10 protein-coding genes are annotated in these 13,696 nt (G+C 70.2%); 6 read left to right on the top strand and 4 right to left on the bottom strand.

From position 1 onward, the window contains the following. Window positions 1-2 precede the first annotated feature (2 nt). Complete coding sequence (locus AB0J69_RS05475; protein ID WP_364113151.1) at window positions 3-1,541, bottom strand: long-chain fatty acid--CoA ligase; 1,539 nt, start codon at window positions 1,539-1,541, stop codon at window positions 3-5. Between the two features lie 250 nt (window positions 1,542-1,791). Here AB0J69_RS05475 and AB0J69_RS05470 point away from each other — a divergent pair, with 250 nt between their 5' ends. From AB0J69_RS05470 to AB0J69_RS05460, 3 genes are read left to right on the top strand one after another with little or no spacing between them, the layout of a single operon-like run. Beyond that, on the top strand, window positions 1,792-3,339 hold the full coding sequence (locus AB0J69_RS05470) for a GMC family oxidoreductase N-terminal domain-containing protein (protein ID WP_364113149.1): 1,548 nt from the start codon (window positions 1,792-1,794) through the stop codon (window positions 3,337-3,339). 31 nt (window positions 3,340-3,370) lie between these two features. Then, window positions 3,371-4,624 carry a cytochrome P450 gene (locus AB0J69_RS05465; RefSeq protein ID WP_364113147.1) on the top strand — a complete coding sequence of 418 codons (1,254 nt, stop codon included), beginning with the start codon at window positions 3,371-3,373 and terminating at the stop codon, window positions 4,622-4,624. 60 nt (window positions 4,625-4,684) lie between these two features. After that, complete coding sequence (locus AB0J69_RS05460) at window positions 4,685-5,524, top strand: alpha/beta hydrolase (protein WP_364113145.1); 840 nt, start codon at window positions 4,685-4,687, stop codon at window positions 5,522-5,524. Here AB0J69_RS05460 and AB0J69_RS05455 read toward each other — a convergent pair. Beyond that, on the bottom strand, window positions 5,519-6,535 hold the full coding sequence (locus AB0J69_RS05455; RefSeq protein WP_364113143.1) for a methyltransferase domain-containing protein: 1,017 nt from the start codon (window positions 6,533-6,535) through the stop codon (window positions 5,519-5,521). The genes AB0J69_RS05460 and AB0J69_RS05455 overlap by 6 nt on opposite strands. A 229-nt stretch (window positions 6,536-6,764) precedes the next feature. On the opposite strand from AB0J69_RS05455, the gene AB0J69_RS05450 reads away from it, so the two are divergent. Further along, window positions 6,765-8,006: a cytochrome P450 gene (locus AB0J69_RS05450; protein WP_364113141.1), complete on the top strand. Its 1,242-nt coding sequence runs from the start codon at window positions 6,765-6,767 to the stop codon at window positions 8,004-8,006. Window positions 8,007-8,015: 9 nt separating this feature from the next. Here AB0J69_RS05450 and AB0J69_RS05445 read toward each other — a convergent pair whose 3' ends face one another. Then, window positions 8,016-9,476 carry a hypothetical protein gene (locus tag AB0J69_RS05445; RefSeq protein ID WP_364113139.1) on the bottom strand — a complete coding sequence of 487 codons (1,461 nt, stop codon included), beginning with the start codon at window positions 9,474-9,476 and terminating at the stop codon, window positions 8,016-8,018. A 67-nt stretch (window positions 9,477-9,543) separates the two neighbouring features. Here AB0J69_RS05445 and AB0J69_RS05440 point away from each other — a divergent pair, with 67 nt between their 5' ends. Beyond that, complete coding sequence (locus AB0J69_RS05440) at window positions 9,544-9,768, top strand: hypothetical protein (RefSeq protein WP_364113137.1); 225 nt, start codon at window positions 9,544-9,546, stop codon at window positions 9,766-9,768. A gap of 458 nt (window positions 9,769-10,226) precedes the next feature. Continuing rightward, window positions 10,227-12,707: a leucine--tRNA ligase gene (gene leuS / locus AB0J69_RS05435; RefSeq protein ID WP_364113135.1), complete on the top strand. Its 2,481-nt coding sequence runs from the start codon at window positions 10,227-10,229 to the stop codon at window positions 12,705-12,707. Here leuS and AB0J69_RS05430 read toward each other — a convergent pair whose 3' ends face one another. Beyond that, window positions 12,708-13,676, bottom strand: coding sequence for a TIGR03557 family F420-dependent LLM class oxidoreductase (locus tag AB0J69_RS05430; RefSeq protein ID WP_364113133.1), 969 nt, complete (start codon window positions 13,674-13,676; stop codon window positions 12,708-12,710). Between the last annotated feature and the right edge of the window lie 20 nt (window positions 13,677-13,696).

Raw genomic sequence — 13,696 nt, 5'->3', positions numbered from 1 at the left:
GGCTACCGGAGCTCGCGCTTGAGGATCTTGCCCGTGGCCGTCATCGGCAGGGAGTCGCGGAACTCGATGATCCGGGGGTACTTGTAGGCCGCCATGTTCTCCTTGGCCCAGGCGATCAGCTCGTCCTCGGTGATCGTGGCCCCGGGGGTGCGGATGACGTACGCCTTGATCTCCTCGCCGTGCGACTCGTGCCGAACCCCGACCACGGCGGCCAGCGACACGGCCTCGTGCGTCATGAGGACCTCTTCGAGCTCGCGCGGGTAGACGTTGAACCCGCCCCGGATGATCATGTCCTTGGCCCGGTCGATGATGGAGTAGTAGCCGTCGGCGTCGCGCGTGGCGATGTCGCCGGTACGGAACCAGCCGTCCTTCATGACCTCGGCCGTCGCCTCCGCCCGGCCGTAGTAGCCCTTCATGATGTTGTGGCCGCGGATGGCGATCTCGCCGGGGCCCTCGCCCTCGACGGTCTTCCAGTCGCCGTCGATCAGCTTCATCTCCACGCCCCAGATGGGGGTGCCGATCGTGCCGGGCTTGGTGGGCCGGCCGAGCTGGTTGAAGCTGGCCACCGGCGACGTCTCCGACAGGCCGTAGCCCTCCAGGATGCCGATGCCGAACGTCTGCTCGAAGTCCTTGAGCACCTCGACCGGCGACGACGCGCCACCCGCCACGGCCACCCGCACCGAGCGCGGCACCTCCGCCCCCTCGGCGTGGATCTTCGTGAGCATGCCCCAGTACATCGTGGGCACCCCGGCGAAGAACGTCACGTTCTCCTTCACCATGATCGACAGCGCCTCGCCGGGGTCGAAGCGCGGCATCAGCACCACGGTGGCGCCGCGCAGGAAGCCCGTGTTCATGACGACCGTCTGGCCGAAGGAGTGGAACAGCGGCAGCACCGCCAGGTAGGTGTCGGCCGCGCCCTCCTCCCGCGGGAACATCTTGTCGCTGACCATGGAGTTCATCAGCATGTTCTGGTGGCTGAGCTCGGCTCCCTTGGGCTGGCCCGTGGTGCCCGAGGTGTAGAGGATCACCGCGGTGTCGTCGGGTGACGTCTGCACGGTCTCGAACTCCGCCGCCATCCCGCCGAGCGCGGCCCAGATGGACTCGCCGTACTCCGACTCGGTCGCCAACGGGGTCGCGGGCAGCACGAAGAAGTGCTCGCAGCCCTGCGCCGCCTCGAAACCGGCCTTGCCACGCTCACCCAGCGGCAGCTCGGGCGTGCCCTCGAAGCAGAACAGCGCCTTGGCGTCGCTGTCGTCGAGGTGATAGGCGATCTCGCGCGACTGCAGCAGCACGTTGAGCGGCACCACCGTCGCGCCGGCCTTGAGGATGCCGTAGTAGACGAACGGGAAATACGGCAGGTTGGGGCAGGCCAGCGCGACCTTGTCACCCTTGCCGATGCCCCGCGTCACCAGCAGGTTCGCCACCTGGTTGGCGACCGTGTCGATCATGGAGTACGGCAGCCGCATGTCGCCGAAGACGATCGCGGTGCGGTCGGGGGTGTTCCTGGCGCTGTCTTCCAAGACGACCGACAAGTTGAGCATGACGCCTTCCTCCCTCTGAACGGCTTCGGCGCCATCCTCGCAGGCCGTGCATACCGGTTGGTAGGGGCAATTTCATTGCCACCTGCAGTGGCCCGCTGGACGCGGACCACTGTAGGGGCAATTTCAATGCCACCTGCAGCAGTCCGCTGAACGCGGACCACGCGAGGCAACGCGGGTCACAACTGGATATGGACGCGCCCGCCTACGTCGAGTAAGCAAGTAGGAAGTTACTTACCCCTTGGAGGGGGTCATGGAGTACGACTACGTGATCGTCGGGGCGGGCTCTGCAGGATGCGTGCTGGCCAACCGACTATCCACGGATCCGGGTGTGTCGGTGGCGCTGGTCGAGGCGGGCGGGACGGACGACAAGCTGGAGATCCGCATGCCCGCGGGCTTCGCCAAACTGTTCAAGACCGACTACGACTGGAACTACACCACGGCCAAACAGGGCGAGATGTCCGGCCGTGAGCTCTACTGGCCGCGGGGTCGCGTGCTCGGCGGCTCCTCCTCGCTCAACGCCCAGATGTGGGTGCGCGGCTGCCAGCAGGACTACGACCAGTGGGGCGTCCAGGGTTGGGCCTACGACGACGTCCTGCCGTACTTCACCAGGGCCGAGCGCCGCGTCGGCACCAACCAGGGCGGCGTCTACGGCACCACCGGCCCCCTGTACATCTCGGAGCTGCGCAGCCCCAACGTGACCACCGCCGCGTTCCTGCGGGCGTGCGAGGAGCTCGGCCTCAGCCGCCTCGGCGAGCTGAACGGCCGCTCCAACGAGGGCTACTGCCCCACCCCCGTCACCCAGAACCGGGGCAGGCGCTGGAGCTCCGCCGACGCCTACCTGCGCCCCGCCACCTCGCGGCCCAACCTCCACGTGATCACGGGTGCCACGGTGGACCGGGTGACGTTCGACGGCAAGCGGGCGACGGGCATCGAGCACAGCGGCGGCGCCCAGATCAAGGCCAGGCTCGAGGTCGTCCTGGCCGCGGGCGCGATCGGCTCCCCCTACCTGCTCCTGCGCTCCGGCGTGGGCGCCCCCGACGAGCTGCGCGACGCCGGGGTCCCGATCGTGCACGAGCTGCCCGAGGTCGGCAGGAACCTCCAGGACCACCTGTCGAGCGGCGTGTTCATCGAGTGCAAGCAGCCGGTGACGCTCACCAAGGCCGAGTCGATGAGCAACCTGCTGCGCTACATCGTCCTGCGCTCCGGCATGCTCACCACGAACGTGGGGGAGGCGGTCGCGTTCATCAAGACCTCGGACGGGGAGCCGGCGCCGGACATCGAGCTGATCTTCGCGCCGGGGCCGTTCATCGACCACGGCCTCACCCCGCCGACCGGCCACGGGCTCACCGTCGGGGTCGTGCTGCTGCAGCCGGAGAGCCGCGGCCGGGTCGGGCTGAGCGGCAGGGACGTGGTGATCGACCCCGGCTACCTCACCGCCGAGGCCGACGTCAGGCGCCTGGTCGCGGGGCTGCGGATGGCCAAGCAGGTGTTCGCCACCGCCGCGATGAGGCCGTACGCGGGCGGGCCGATGGCGCCCTACTGGGCGCCGGAGACCGACGAGGAGCTCGCCCAGTGGGTACGCGAGCGCGGCGAGACCCTCTACCACCCCGTCGGGACCTGCCGCATGGGCGCCGACGAGGACTCCGTCGTGGACCCGGCCCTGCGCGTGCGCGGCGTCCAGGGGCTCAGGGTCGTGGACGCGTCCATCATGCCGACCCTGAACCGCGGCCACACCCACGCGCCGGCCATCATGATCGGCGAGAAGGGGGCCGACCTGATCAGGGGGAGCAAGCCTTGACGTAAGTGGTCACTTGCGTAATCTCGTCGGTATGACGATGCCCGCGGACCTCGACCTGTCGCAGATCCCGTTCTGGGGGCTGCCGCAGGCCGAGCGCATGGAGGCCTTCCGCAAGCTGCGCGAGCTCGACCGCCCGGCCTTCGTGCCGGAGCAGACGGTGCCGTTCATCGGCGGCGGGCCGGGCTACCACGCCCTGGTCCGCCACGCCGACGTGACCGAGGCCAGCAGGAACGCGGCCGTGTTCAGCAGCGAGCCGTGCTCCAACAGCATCCCCGACATGCCGCGCTGGCTGAGCGTCTACTTCGGCTCGATGATCAACATGGACGACCCGAGACACGCGAGGCTGAGGCGGATCGTCTCGCGGGCGTTCACGCCGCGCATCCTGTCGAAGATGGAGGAGGACCTGGCGCGGGCGGCCAGGGAGATCGTGGACCGGGCGATCGAGGAGGGTCCGGGCGACTTCGTCACGCAGGTGGCGGCCAGGCTCCCCGTACGGGTCATCTGCGACATGATGGGCATCCCCCCGAAATTTCATGACATGGTGTTGCGGCGGACCAACGTCATCCTCGGCAACGCCGACTCCGAATACACCGGCATCGCCCCCGAGTTCGGCCGCATCAACGTCGCCCGCGGCCTGGTCAGGCTGCTGCACGCCGGCTTCTCGCTCAACCGCCTGGCCGCCCGCCTGGGCGACGAGCGGCGCAGGCGGCCCACGGGCGACCTGGTCAGCCTCCTGGTCAACGGCGAGGAGCGGCTCAGCTCGCAGGAGCTGGGCTCGTTCTTCATCCTGCTGGTCGTGGCGGGCAGCGAGACCACCCGCAACGCGATCGCGTACGGGCTCAAGCTCTTCACCGACCACCCCGGCCAGCGCGAGCTGCTGCTGGCGGACTTCGACGGCCGCATCGTCGGCGCCTGCGACGAGATCGTCCGCTACGCCACGCCGGTCATCCAGTTCCGCCGAACGCTGACCCGGGACCACGAGATGAACGGCACCGCGTACAAGAAGGGTGACAAGGTGCTGCTCTTCTACAACTCGGCCAACCGCGACGAGTCGGTGTTCGCGGACCCGGACACGTTCGACATCACCCGCGACCCCAACCCGCACGTCGGGTTCGGCGGCCCCGGCCCGCACTACTGCCTGGGCGCCCATCTCGCGCGCAGGGAGATGACCGTGATGTTCCGGGAGCTGTTCACCCGCCTGCCGGACATCAGGGCCGTGGGGGAGCCCGACTTCCTGCTGTCCAACTTCATCAACGGCGTCAAGCACCTCCGCTACACGTTCTGACCAGCGGGTCCCACGTGTTGTGCCACCCTCCGAGCGAGTCGAATGCTAGGTTTCGCAGTCATGGAGATCAGGACTATCCACGCCAATGGGGTGGAGTTCGCGTATCTGTCATTGGGTGAGGGGCCGCTGGCGCTGTGCCTGCACGGCTTCCCTGACACCGCGCACACCTGGCGGCACCTGATGCCCGCGCTGGCCGAGCGCGGCTACCGCGCGGTCGCGCCGTTCCTGCGCGGCTACGCGCCCACGGAGGTCCCGGCCGACGGCGCCTACGAGGACGCGGCGCTGGTCGCCGACCTGCGGGGCCTGCACGAGGAGCTCGGCGGCGGTGACGACGCCGTCGTCATCGGCCACGACTGGGGCAGCTTCCCGGTCTACGCCACGGCCGGCCGCTTCCGGCGCGCCGTCACGCTCGCGGTGCCGCCGCCGGGCTCGCTGGCGGGCGTGTTCTTCGACTACGAGCAGCTCAAGCGCTCGTTCTACATCTTCCTCTTCCAGACCGGCCTGGCGGAGGCGGCCGCCGCCACCCCCGGCTTCATCGACAACCTCTGGCGCGACTGGTCGCCCGGCTACGACGCCAGTGAGGACCTGGAGTTCGTCCGGCGCAGCCTCGGCGACCCGGCGAACCTGAGCGCGGCCATCGGCTACTACCGGGCCATGCTCGGCACCACGCCGCCCTCGGGCCGCTACCCGGCCGTCGAGCCCGGGGTCGCGGGTCCCGTCCTCTACCTGCACGGCGCCCAGGACGGGTGCCTGAGCGCCGAGCTGGTGAAGAACGCGCTCGACCACCTGCCGGAGGGCTCGCGGGCCGAGCAGGTGGCGGGCGCCGGGCACTTCCTCCACCTGGAACGGCCCGCCGAGGTCAACCGGCTCATCCTGGACTGGCTCGGCCCGGCCTCATGAGACGCTGAGGACCGCGATCACCGGGTGCTGCCCCGACAGGCTCACCCGGATCGTCTCCTCCACCGCGAACCCGCGCGGGATCTCGTCGTGGACCAGCGCCACGGCCAGCCCGCCGGGAGCCAGCACCCGCCGGACCTCCCTCCACAGCGGGCCGAGGCCGCCGGCGAGCCGCCCGGCCGGCGGCACCTGGCGGCCCCAGGGCGGGTTCACCAGCACGCGGTCCGCGCTCCCGGAGGCCACCGGGATCCGCCCCCCGTCGGCCACCGCCCAGGCGAACGACGCCCGGTGGTCCCCCGAGTTGGCGGTGGCGGCGGCGACGGCGGCCGGGTCGTGGTCGAAGCCCAGCATCCGCACGCCGGGCCCGGCCACCGCGCAGGCCTCGATGAGCGTGGTGCCCGCCCCGCAGCACGGGTCGAGCACCGTCCCGGCCCCGGCCGGCCGGGCGAGCTGCGCCATGGCGGCGGCCACCGGCGGGTGCAGCGTGCCCCGGACCGAGGCCGTCTTGTACGCCCTGCGGTGCAGCGGCCGCCGTCCCGGCCGGACCGCGATGACCGCCTGGTCGCCCTCGATCGTGACCCGCCACGACATCGCGTCCAGTGGCGGCCGCCCGCCGTCCCGCCTTGAGTGGTACGGCAGCCGCAGCGGCCGCGCCAGCTCCGTCCCCACCGCGTCCTCGATCTCGAACCTGGTGTAGTTGCGCCGTCCCACGAACGACGCCGACACCTCCAGCCCGTCGCCCGCCCGCGCCAGCAGCCCGGTGTCCAGCTCGCGCGCCGCCCTGGCCAGCCGGCCCAGCGCCGAGCGGTCGTGGCCGATCCCGTCGACCACGGCGGCGGCCAGCAGCACGTCGTCCGCCGTGCGCAGGCTCAGCAGGTCGGCCCCCGGCGGGGCCTCGAACCACACCTCGCGATGGCGCACACCGCGCACCACGCCGATGCGGGAACGTCGAATCTCCATGGCCACCAGGGGCTCGATGCCACGCACGGCCCTGGCCACGGCAAAGGTAGCCAACTGTCCTTCTCCCACGTCGCGACCCGGGACGGTGGTCGCTCAGCCGTCCCGCATCGCCGGCGGTGGGTCGTCCGCGACCCGCCGGCGGATCGCTAGCGGAGGTAGAAGAAGGTCATGGAGGACACCTTAGGGACACGGGGTACCGGGAGCCACAGGTTTTTCCGCCTTCGTACGTACGGTGTACGTCGCACCCATTGACGTAAGTGGCTGCTTTTCCAATGATTGGGTCATGAGCGTCCTGGACTTCGACCTGTCGGACCGCGACTTCTGGGCCAAGCCCATGAGCGAGCGCGAGGAGGCGTTCGAGCGGTTGCGCGCGCGTGACACCCCGGCCTTCTTCGAAGAGATGGAGATGTCGTACGCGCCGCAAGGCCCGGGCTACTACGCGCTGGTCAAGCACGCCGACATCCTCGAGGCCAGCCGCAACCCGGAGATCTTCTGCTCGGGCGACGGCGGCGCGACCAACATCCCCGACATGCCGGCGGAGTTCGCCGAGTACTTCGGCTCCATGATCAACATGGACGACCCGCGGCACGCCCGGCTGCGCCGGATCGTCTCCCGCGCCTTCACGCCCAAGATGATCAAGCAGTTCGAGACCGACGTGGAGTCGGCGGCCGTCGGCATCGTCGACGACCTCGTGGCCAAGGGTCCCGGCTGCGACTTCGTGACCGAGGTCGCCGCCCGGCTGCCGCTGAAGATCATCTGCGACATGATGGGCATCCCCGAGCGCGACTACCAGTTCGTCTTCGACCGCTCCAACATCATCCTCGGCGGCTTCGACCCCGAATACACCGGCGGCGACCTCGAACAGCTCGCCGAGCGGCTGCTCAACGCCGGCATGGAGCTGCAGCAGCTCGTGCAGGACCTGGCCGCCCACCGCGCCGACAACCCCACCGGCGACCTGACCTCGTCCCTGGTCAACGCCAACATCGACGGCGAGCGGCTGACGATGCAGGAGCTGGGCTCGTTCTTCATCCTGCTGGTCGTGGCCGGCAACGAGACGACGCGCAACGCCATCTCGTACGGCCTGCGCCTGCTCACCAAGAACCCCGACCAGCGCGCGCTCTGGCTGGAGGACATCGACGGGCGCGCGCCCGGGGCCGTGGAGGAGATCGTCCGGCTGGCCTCCCCGGTGAACTTCATGCGCCGCAAGGTCACCAGGGACTTCGAGATGAACGGGCACCTCTACCGCGAGGGCCAGAAGGCGGTGCTGTTCTACTGGGCGGCGAACAGGGACGAGGCCGTGTTCGCCGATCCGCTGCGCTTCGACATCACCCGCCACCCCAACCCGCACGTCGGCTACGGCGGCCCCGGCCCCCACTTCTGCCTGGGCGCCCACCTGGCCAGGCGCGAGATCACCGTGATGTTCCGCGAGCTGCTGCGCCGCGTGCCGGCCATCGAGGGCGGCCGGCCGGACCGCCTGCACTCCAGCTTCATCAACGGGATCAAGCACATGGAGTGCAGTTTCTAGCGGCGGCCGTCACGACTGGCCGGCCAGCCTCATCTGGTTCATCACCGTGCGGATGTCGGGCAGGAGCTGCTTGCTGTCCGACGGGATCGACATGTAGACGATGGCCGGCACGTTCGCGCCGGTGTTGACGGCCATCGTCACGATCGTGGCCTTCTCGGTCTCCGAGGTCAGCGAGTACGCGATCAGCCGTCCCGTCTGGCCGTTCACCTTGATCGGCTGCTGGGCGATCTTGCGGACCTTGTTGTCCGGCGGGAAGAAGCGCTTGCGGGCGCTCAGCACGACCTGCTTGATCACCGGCTCCAGGTTGTCCTGCTCGTAGTACGAGGCCAGCCTCGGCGACAGCGGGCCGACCAGCAGCTCGGCGTACTTCTCCGGCGCCACCTGGACGTACTGGCGGCTGTCGAAGCCGTACGTGCCCTTGACCGTGGCACGCTGGTCGAGCTGCCACGTGCCGCCCAGGCGCGGGATCGAGACCCCGGCGGCGGCGACGGGAACGCGGCCGATCACGGGGGCGGCCCTGCCGGAGTATTTCGGCAGCGGGCCGATCGAGGTCGAGGTCTTGGTGGTCTTCGGCTCCTGCGACGCCGTGGCCTTGCCGCCGGCCACGTTCGCGCTCGACGGCTCCTCGCCGGCCAGCGGCCCCCACAGGAACGCCCACAGCAGCGCGGCGACCAGCGCGATCGCCACGGAGCCGCCGAGGGCGTAGATCCAGATGGGCTTGCCCGGCTCGTCGTCGTCCAAGGAGTCCCGCTCGCCCATGGACTGGTAGTTGTCGCCGAAGACGGTGTTCCAGAGCTCCTGCTGGCGCTCGGGCGGCGGGGTGCGGGAGCCGCTGATCTGGCCGGCCGTGACGAACCGGTGCTCCGGGTCGGAGGGGTCGCGGCTCAGGTTCGAGCCGGGGCGGCCGGACTGGTCCTCGCCGGGAGGCGCGCCGACGTGCGCGGAGTCCATGGGGGCGGAGGGGACGGCGCGGTCGTTCAGCAGGTTCTCGGAGTGCTGGGCGTAGGTGACCGTGCGCTCCTCGGCCGGGTGGCCCTGGGGCGGCTGGGGACCGGGCGGCCCGTCCTGCGGCGGGGCGGCCGGCGGCGCGGTGTGCGGGCCGGCCTGCTGGGGGCTCAGGTTGCCGGCCGGGGCGTTCAGGCTGTCGTACATCATCGTGTGCTCGGCCGACGGGTCGGCCGCCGCCGCGCGCTCGGCCTGGGGCCAGGGGGCGGGGCTGGCGAGGTTGGACCACGCGCCGGGGGAGGGGGTGGGCGGCTGCGCCCACGCCGGCACCGGGTCCGGGACGACCGGCTGGCCCGGCGGGGGCGTGGGGATGCCCGGCGCGGAAGCGTCCTGCCAGGCGGCGGGCCCGGTGCTGTGCGCGGGAGCGTCCTGCCAGGCGGCGGGCCCGGTGCTGTGCGCGGGAGCGTCCTGCCAGGGGGCAGGCCCGGTGCTCTGCGGCGGCGCGTCCGGCCACGCGATGGGCACGTCGTGCGGCGAGCTCTCGGGCCGGCCCCCGTTCTGGCGGGGAGCGTCGGGCCAGGACGGTCCCTGCGTGGGCGCGTCGGGCCACGACGGAGGGCCGGCCGGGCCGCTGCGGGAGGCGCCCGGCGGCTCCGGCCAGGAGGTGTCCTTGCGCGGCGGCTCCGGCCAGGACGGTTCCGGCTGGGCCGGCCTGGAGGACTCGGGCCAGGACGTGGGGACCTCGGCCGGGGGGGAGTCCGGCCAGGAGGGCGCCGCGTCGCGTCGTGGTGCCTCCGGCCAGGACGATGGCAGGTGAGGTCCGGAATTCTCCGTTGCCATTGCTGCCGGCCCTCCCGAGGTTGTGTCCGGATGTCCCGTTATATCCGGATTTGACGTGTCACGCATGATCTCATGGGATTTTCCAGGAGACCCAGGTGGTTCCGCAGCGAAACGAGCGAAGCCATGTGGATCGGTGGGCGGGTCCTGCAACGGCAGGCCGCCCTCCGGTCGATCGGGCTCAGCTGGGTATACCACGGCGACAAGGCTATTCTTCTGGGACGAATGAGGTCACAACGGATACATCACCATCAGGTCTCACCGGACCTGAAGAGACCATTGTGCCCGCGGACCTCGATCGAGTTTCTGCATTCAGCCGAAGACGTGCGCTAGGCTTGACACGTGCGTTCCGCGACCCTGCTTCTTAGCGGGCCGCGACGGCCCTGAGCTCTCGCCGTCGCGGCTTCACCCCTCGTTGTGTGCGCGAGGGGTTTTCTTATGGGTCCGAATCAAGCCAGAAGGACAGTAGCCGTGAGTGAGTACGACCCGCAGGCGCTGCAGGCCAAGTGGCAGCAGCGATGGGAGGAGCAGGACACCTATCGGGCGAGCGAGGACGCCGCGGACACCCGCGAGCGGCGCTACATGCTCGACATGTTCCCCTACCCGTCCGGCGACCTGCACATGGGCCACGGCGAGGTGTTCGCCATCGGCGACGTCGTCGCGCGCTTCTGGATGCAGAAGGGCTACAACGTCCTGCACCCGATCGGCTGGGACTCCTTCGGCCTGCCCGCGGAGAACGCGGCGATCAAGCGCAACGCCCACCCCGCCGAGTGGACCTACGCCAACATCGAGACGCAGGCCACCTCGTTCCGGCGCTACGGCATCGCCTTCGACTGGTCGCGCCGCCTGCACACCAGCGACCCCGACTACTACCGCTGGAACCAGTGGCTGTTCAACCGCTTCTTCGAGCGCGGCCTGGCCTACCGCAAGGGCGGCCTGGTCAACTGGTGCCCCAACGACCAGACGGTGCTGGCCAACGAGCAGGTCGTGGCCGGCAAGTGCGAGCGCTGCGGCGCCGACGTCATCCGCCGCGAGCTGACGCAGTGGTACTTCAAGATCACTGACTACGCGAACCGCCTGCTGGACGACATGGAGCAGCTGGACGGCTGGCCCGAGCGGCTGCTGACCATGCAGCGCAACTGGATCGGCCGCTCCGAGGGCGCCGACGTGCTGTTCGAGATCGAGGGCCGCGACGCGCCGGTCCACGTCTACACCACGCGCCCCGACACCCTGTACGGCGCCACGTTCTTCGTGGTCGCCGCCGACGCCGCGCTGGCCGACGAGATCGTCACCGACGAGCAGCGCCCGGCGTTCGAGGCCTACCGTGCCGAGGTCGCCAAGCTGAGCGACATCGAGCGGCTGTCCACCGACAAGGAGAAGACCGGCGTCTTCCTGGGCCGCCACGCGATCAACCCGGTCAACGGCGAGCGCATCCCGGTCTGGGCCGCCGACTACGTGCTGTCCGACTACGGCCACGGCGCCATCATGGCCGTGCCCGCCCACGACCAGCGCGACCTGGACTTCGCCCGCAAGTTCGACCTGCCGGTGAAGGTCGTCGTGCACACCGGCCTGGCCGACCCGGGCGAGACCGGCGAGGCCACGCCCGGCGAGGGCACGCTGGTCAACTCCGGCCCGCTGGACGGCCTGGCCAAGACCGAGGCGATCGCCAAGATCATCGAGCTGCTGGAGGTCGAGGGCAAGGGTGCCGGCGCGGTCAACTTCCGGCTGCGCGACTGGCTGCTGTCCCGGCAGCGCTACTGGGGCACGCCGATCCCGATCATCCACTGCCCCGACTGCGGCGAGGTGCCCGTCCCCGACGAGCAGCTGCCCGTCACGCTGCCCGACCTGCGCGGCGAGGCGCTGGCGCCCAAGGGCGTCTCCCCGCTGGCCAGCGCCACGGAGTGGGTCAACGTCGAGTGCCCCAAGTGCTCCGGGCCGGCCAAGCGCGACACCGACACGATGGACACGTTCGTCGACTCGTCGTGGTATTTCCTGCGTTACTGCTCGCCGGGCTACACCGACGGCCCGTTCGACCCCGAGCAGGTGCGTAAGTGGGGCCCGATCGACCAGTACGTCGGCGGCATCGAGCACGCGGTGCTGCACCTGCTGTATTCGCGCTTCTTCACCAAGGTCCTGCACGACATGGGCATGGTGGACTTCACCGAGCCGTTCGTCCGCATGCTCAACCAGGGGCAGGTGATCAACGGCGGCAAGGCCATGTCGAAGTCCCTGGGCAACGGCGTGGACCTGGGCCAGCAGATCGACGACTTCGGCGTGGACGCCGTACGCCTGACCATGGTGTTCGCCGGGCCGCCCGAGGACGACATCGACTGGGCCGACCTGTCGCCGGCCGCGTCGCAGAAGTTCCTGGCCCGCGCGCTGCGGGTGATGTCGGAGGTCGCCAGCGAGCCGGGCGTCCCGTTCGCGGACGGCGACGTCGACCTGCGTAAGGTGACCCACCACACGATCGACGAGGTCACCAAGCTGGTCGAGTCCTACCGCTTCAACGTGGCGGTGGCGCGCATGATGGAGCTGACCTCGGCCGCGCGCAAGGCCATCGACTCCGGCTGCGGTCCCGCCGACCCGGCGGTGCGCGAGGCCGCCGAGTCGCTGGCGATCATGCTGTCGCTGGTGGCCCCCTACACCGCCGAGGAGGGCTGGGAGCGGCTGGGCCGCACCGGGTCCGTCGCGTTCGGCGGGTGGCCGGTGGCCGACCCCGCGCTGCTGGTGCAGGAGTCGGTCACCTGCGTGGTGCAGGTGGCGGGCAAGGTGCGCGACCGGCTGGAGGTGCCGCCGGGCATCGCCGAGGACGAGCTGCGGGAGCTGGCGCTGTCCTCGGACAAGGTCGCCCCCTACCTGCAGGGCATGCCGCGCAAGGTGATCGTGCGGGCGCCCAAGCTGGTCAACATCGTCCCGTAGTCACAGTTCGCGCAAGGCCGGCAGCAGCTCCTTCTCCGCCCACTCGAAGAAGGGCTGCTGCTGGTCGTGCCCGATCTGGACGAGAGCCACGTGCGTGTATCCGGCCTCGGTGAACTTCCGGACGCCCTGCACGACGGCGTCCACGTCGTTGCCGCAGGGCACGCTCTGGGCCACGTCGTCCGGGCGCACCGTGCCGGCGGCCGCGGTGAAGTTCACCGGTCCCGGCAGTTCGGCCATGACCTTCCAGCCGCCGACGCTCGCCCAGCGCCACAGCTCGTGCGCGCGCTGCTTGGCGGCCTCGGCGTCGGTGTCGTACGCGATGGCGAGCTGCCCGTAGACCGGTTTGCCCTGCCCGCCGGCGGCGTTGAACTGCTGGACCACCTCGGGCATCGGCTCGTTGACCACCAGCACGTCGCCGAGCTCCGCGGCGATCTCGGCCGACTGACCGCCCGAGGCGGCGATGCCGATGGGGACGGGGGTGTCCGGCAGGTCGTACAACTTGGCCGAGTCCACGTCGTAGAACTCGCCCTGGTAGGTGATGTACTCGCCGCTGAAGAGCTCCCTGATGATCTGCACGGCCTCGGCGAACATCTGGTGCCTGGTGTCCACGGGCGGCCAGCCCTCGCCGATGACGTGCTCGTTGAGGTTCTCACCGGCGCCGAGGCCCAGCGTGAACCTGCCCTGGCTCAGCACGCCCATCGTGGCCGCCTTCTGCGCCACCACGGCGGGGTGGTAGCGCATGATCGGACAGGTCACGTACGTCATGAGTGGCAACTGCTCGGTGACCTGGGCGGCCGCGCCGAGCACCGACCAGCAGTAGGGCGAGTGCCCCATCTCCTCGAGCCACGGGAAATAGTGATCGGAGATGACGGCGTAGTCGAAGCCGATCCGCTCGGCCGCGGCGGCGTAGTCGACCAGCTCGCGGGCCGGGGTCTGTTCGGACATCAAGGTGTAGCCGATTTGTACCATGCGTCCGGGCTACCCGACTT

Source organism: Nonomuraea sp. NPDC049709 (assembly GCF_040674815.1).
GTDB lineage: Bacteria > Actinomycetota > Actinomycetes > Streptosporangiales > Streptosporangiaceae > Nonomuraea.
Note: the sequence above shows the minus strand (reverse complement) of the source record. Positions and strands in the feature narration are given on the sequence as shown.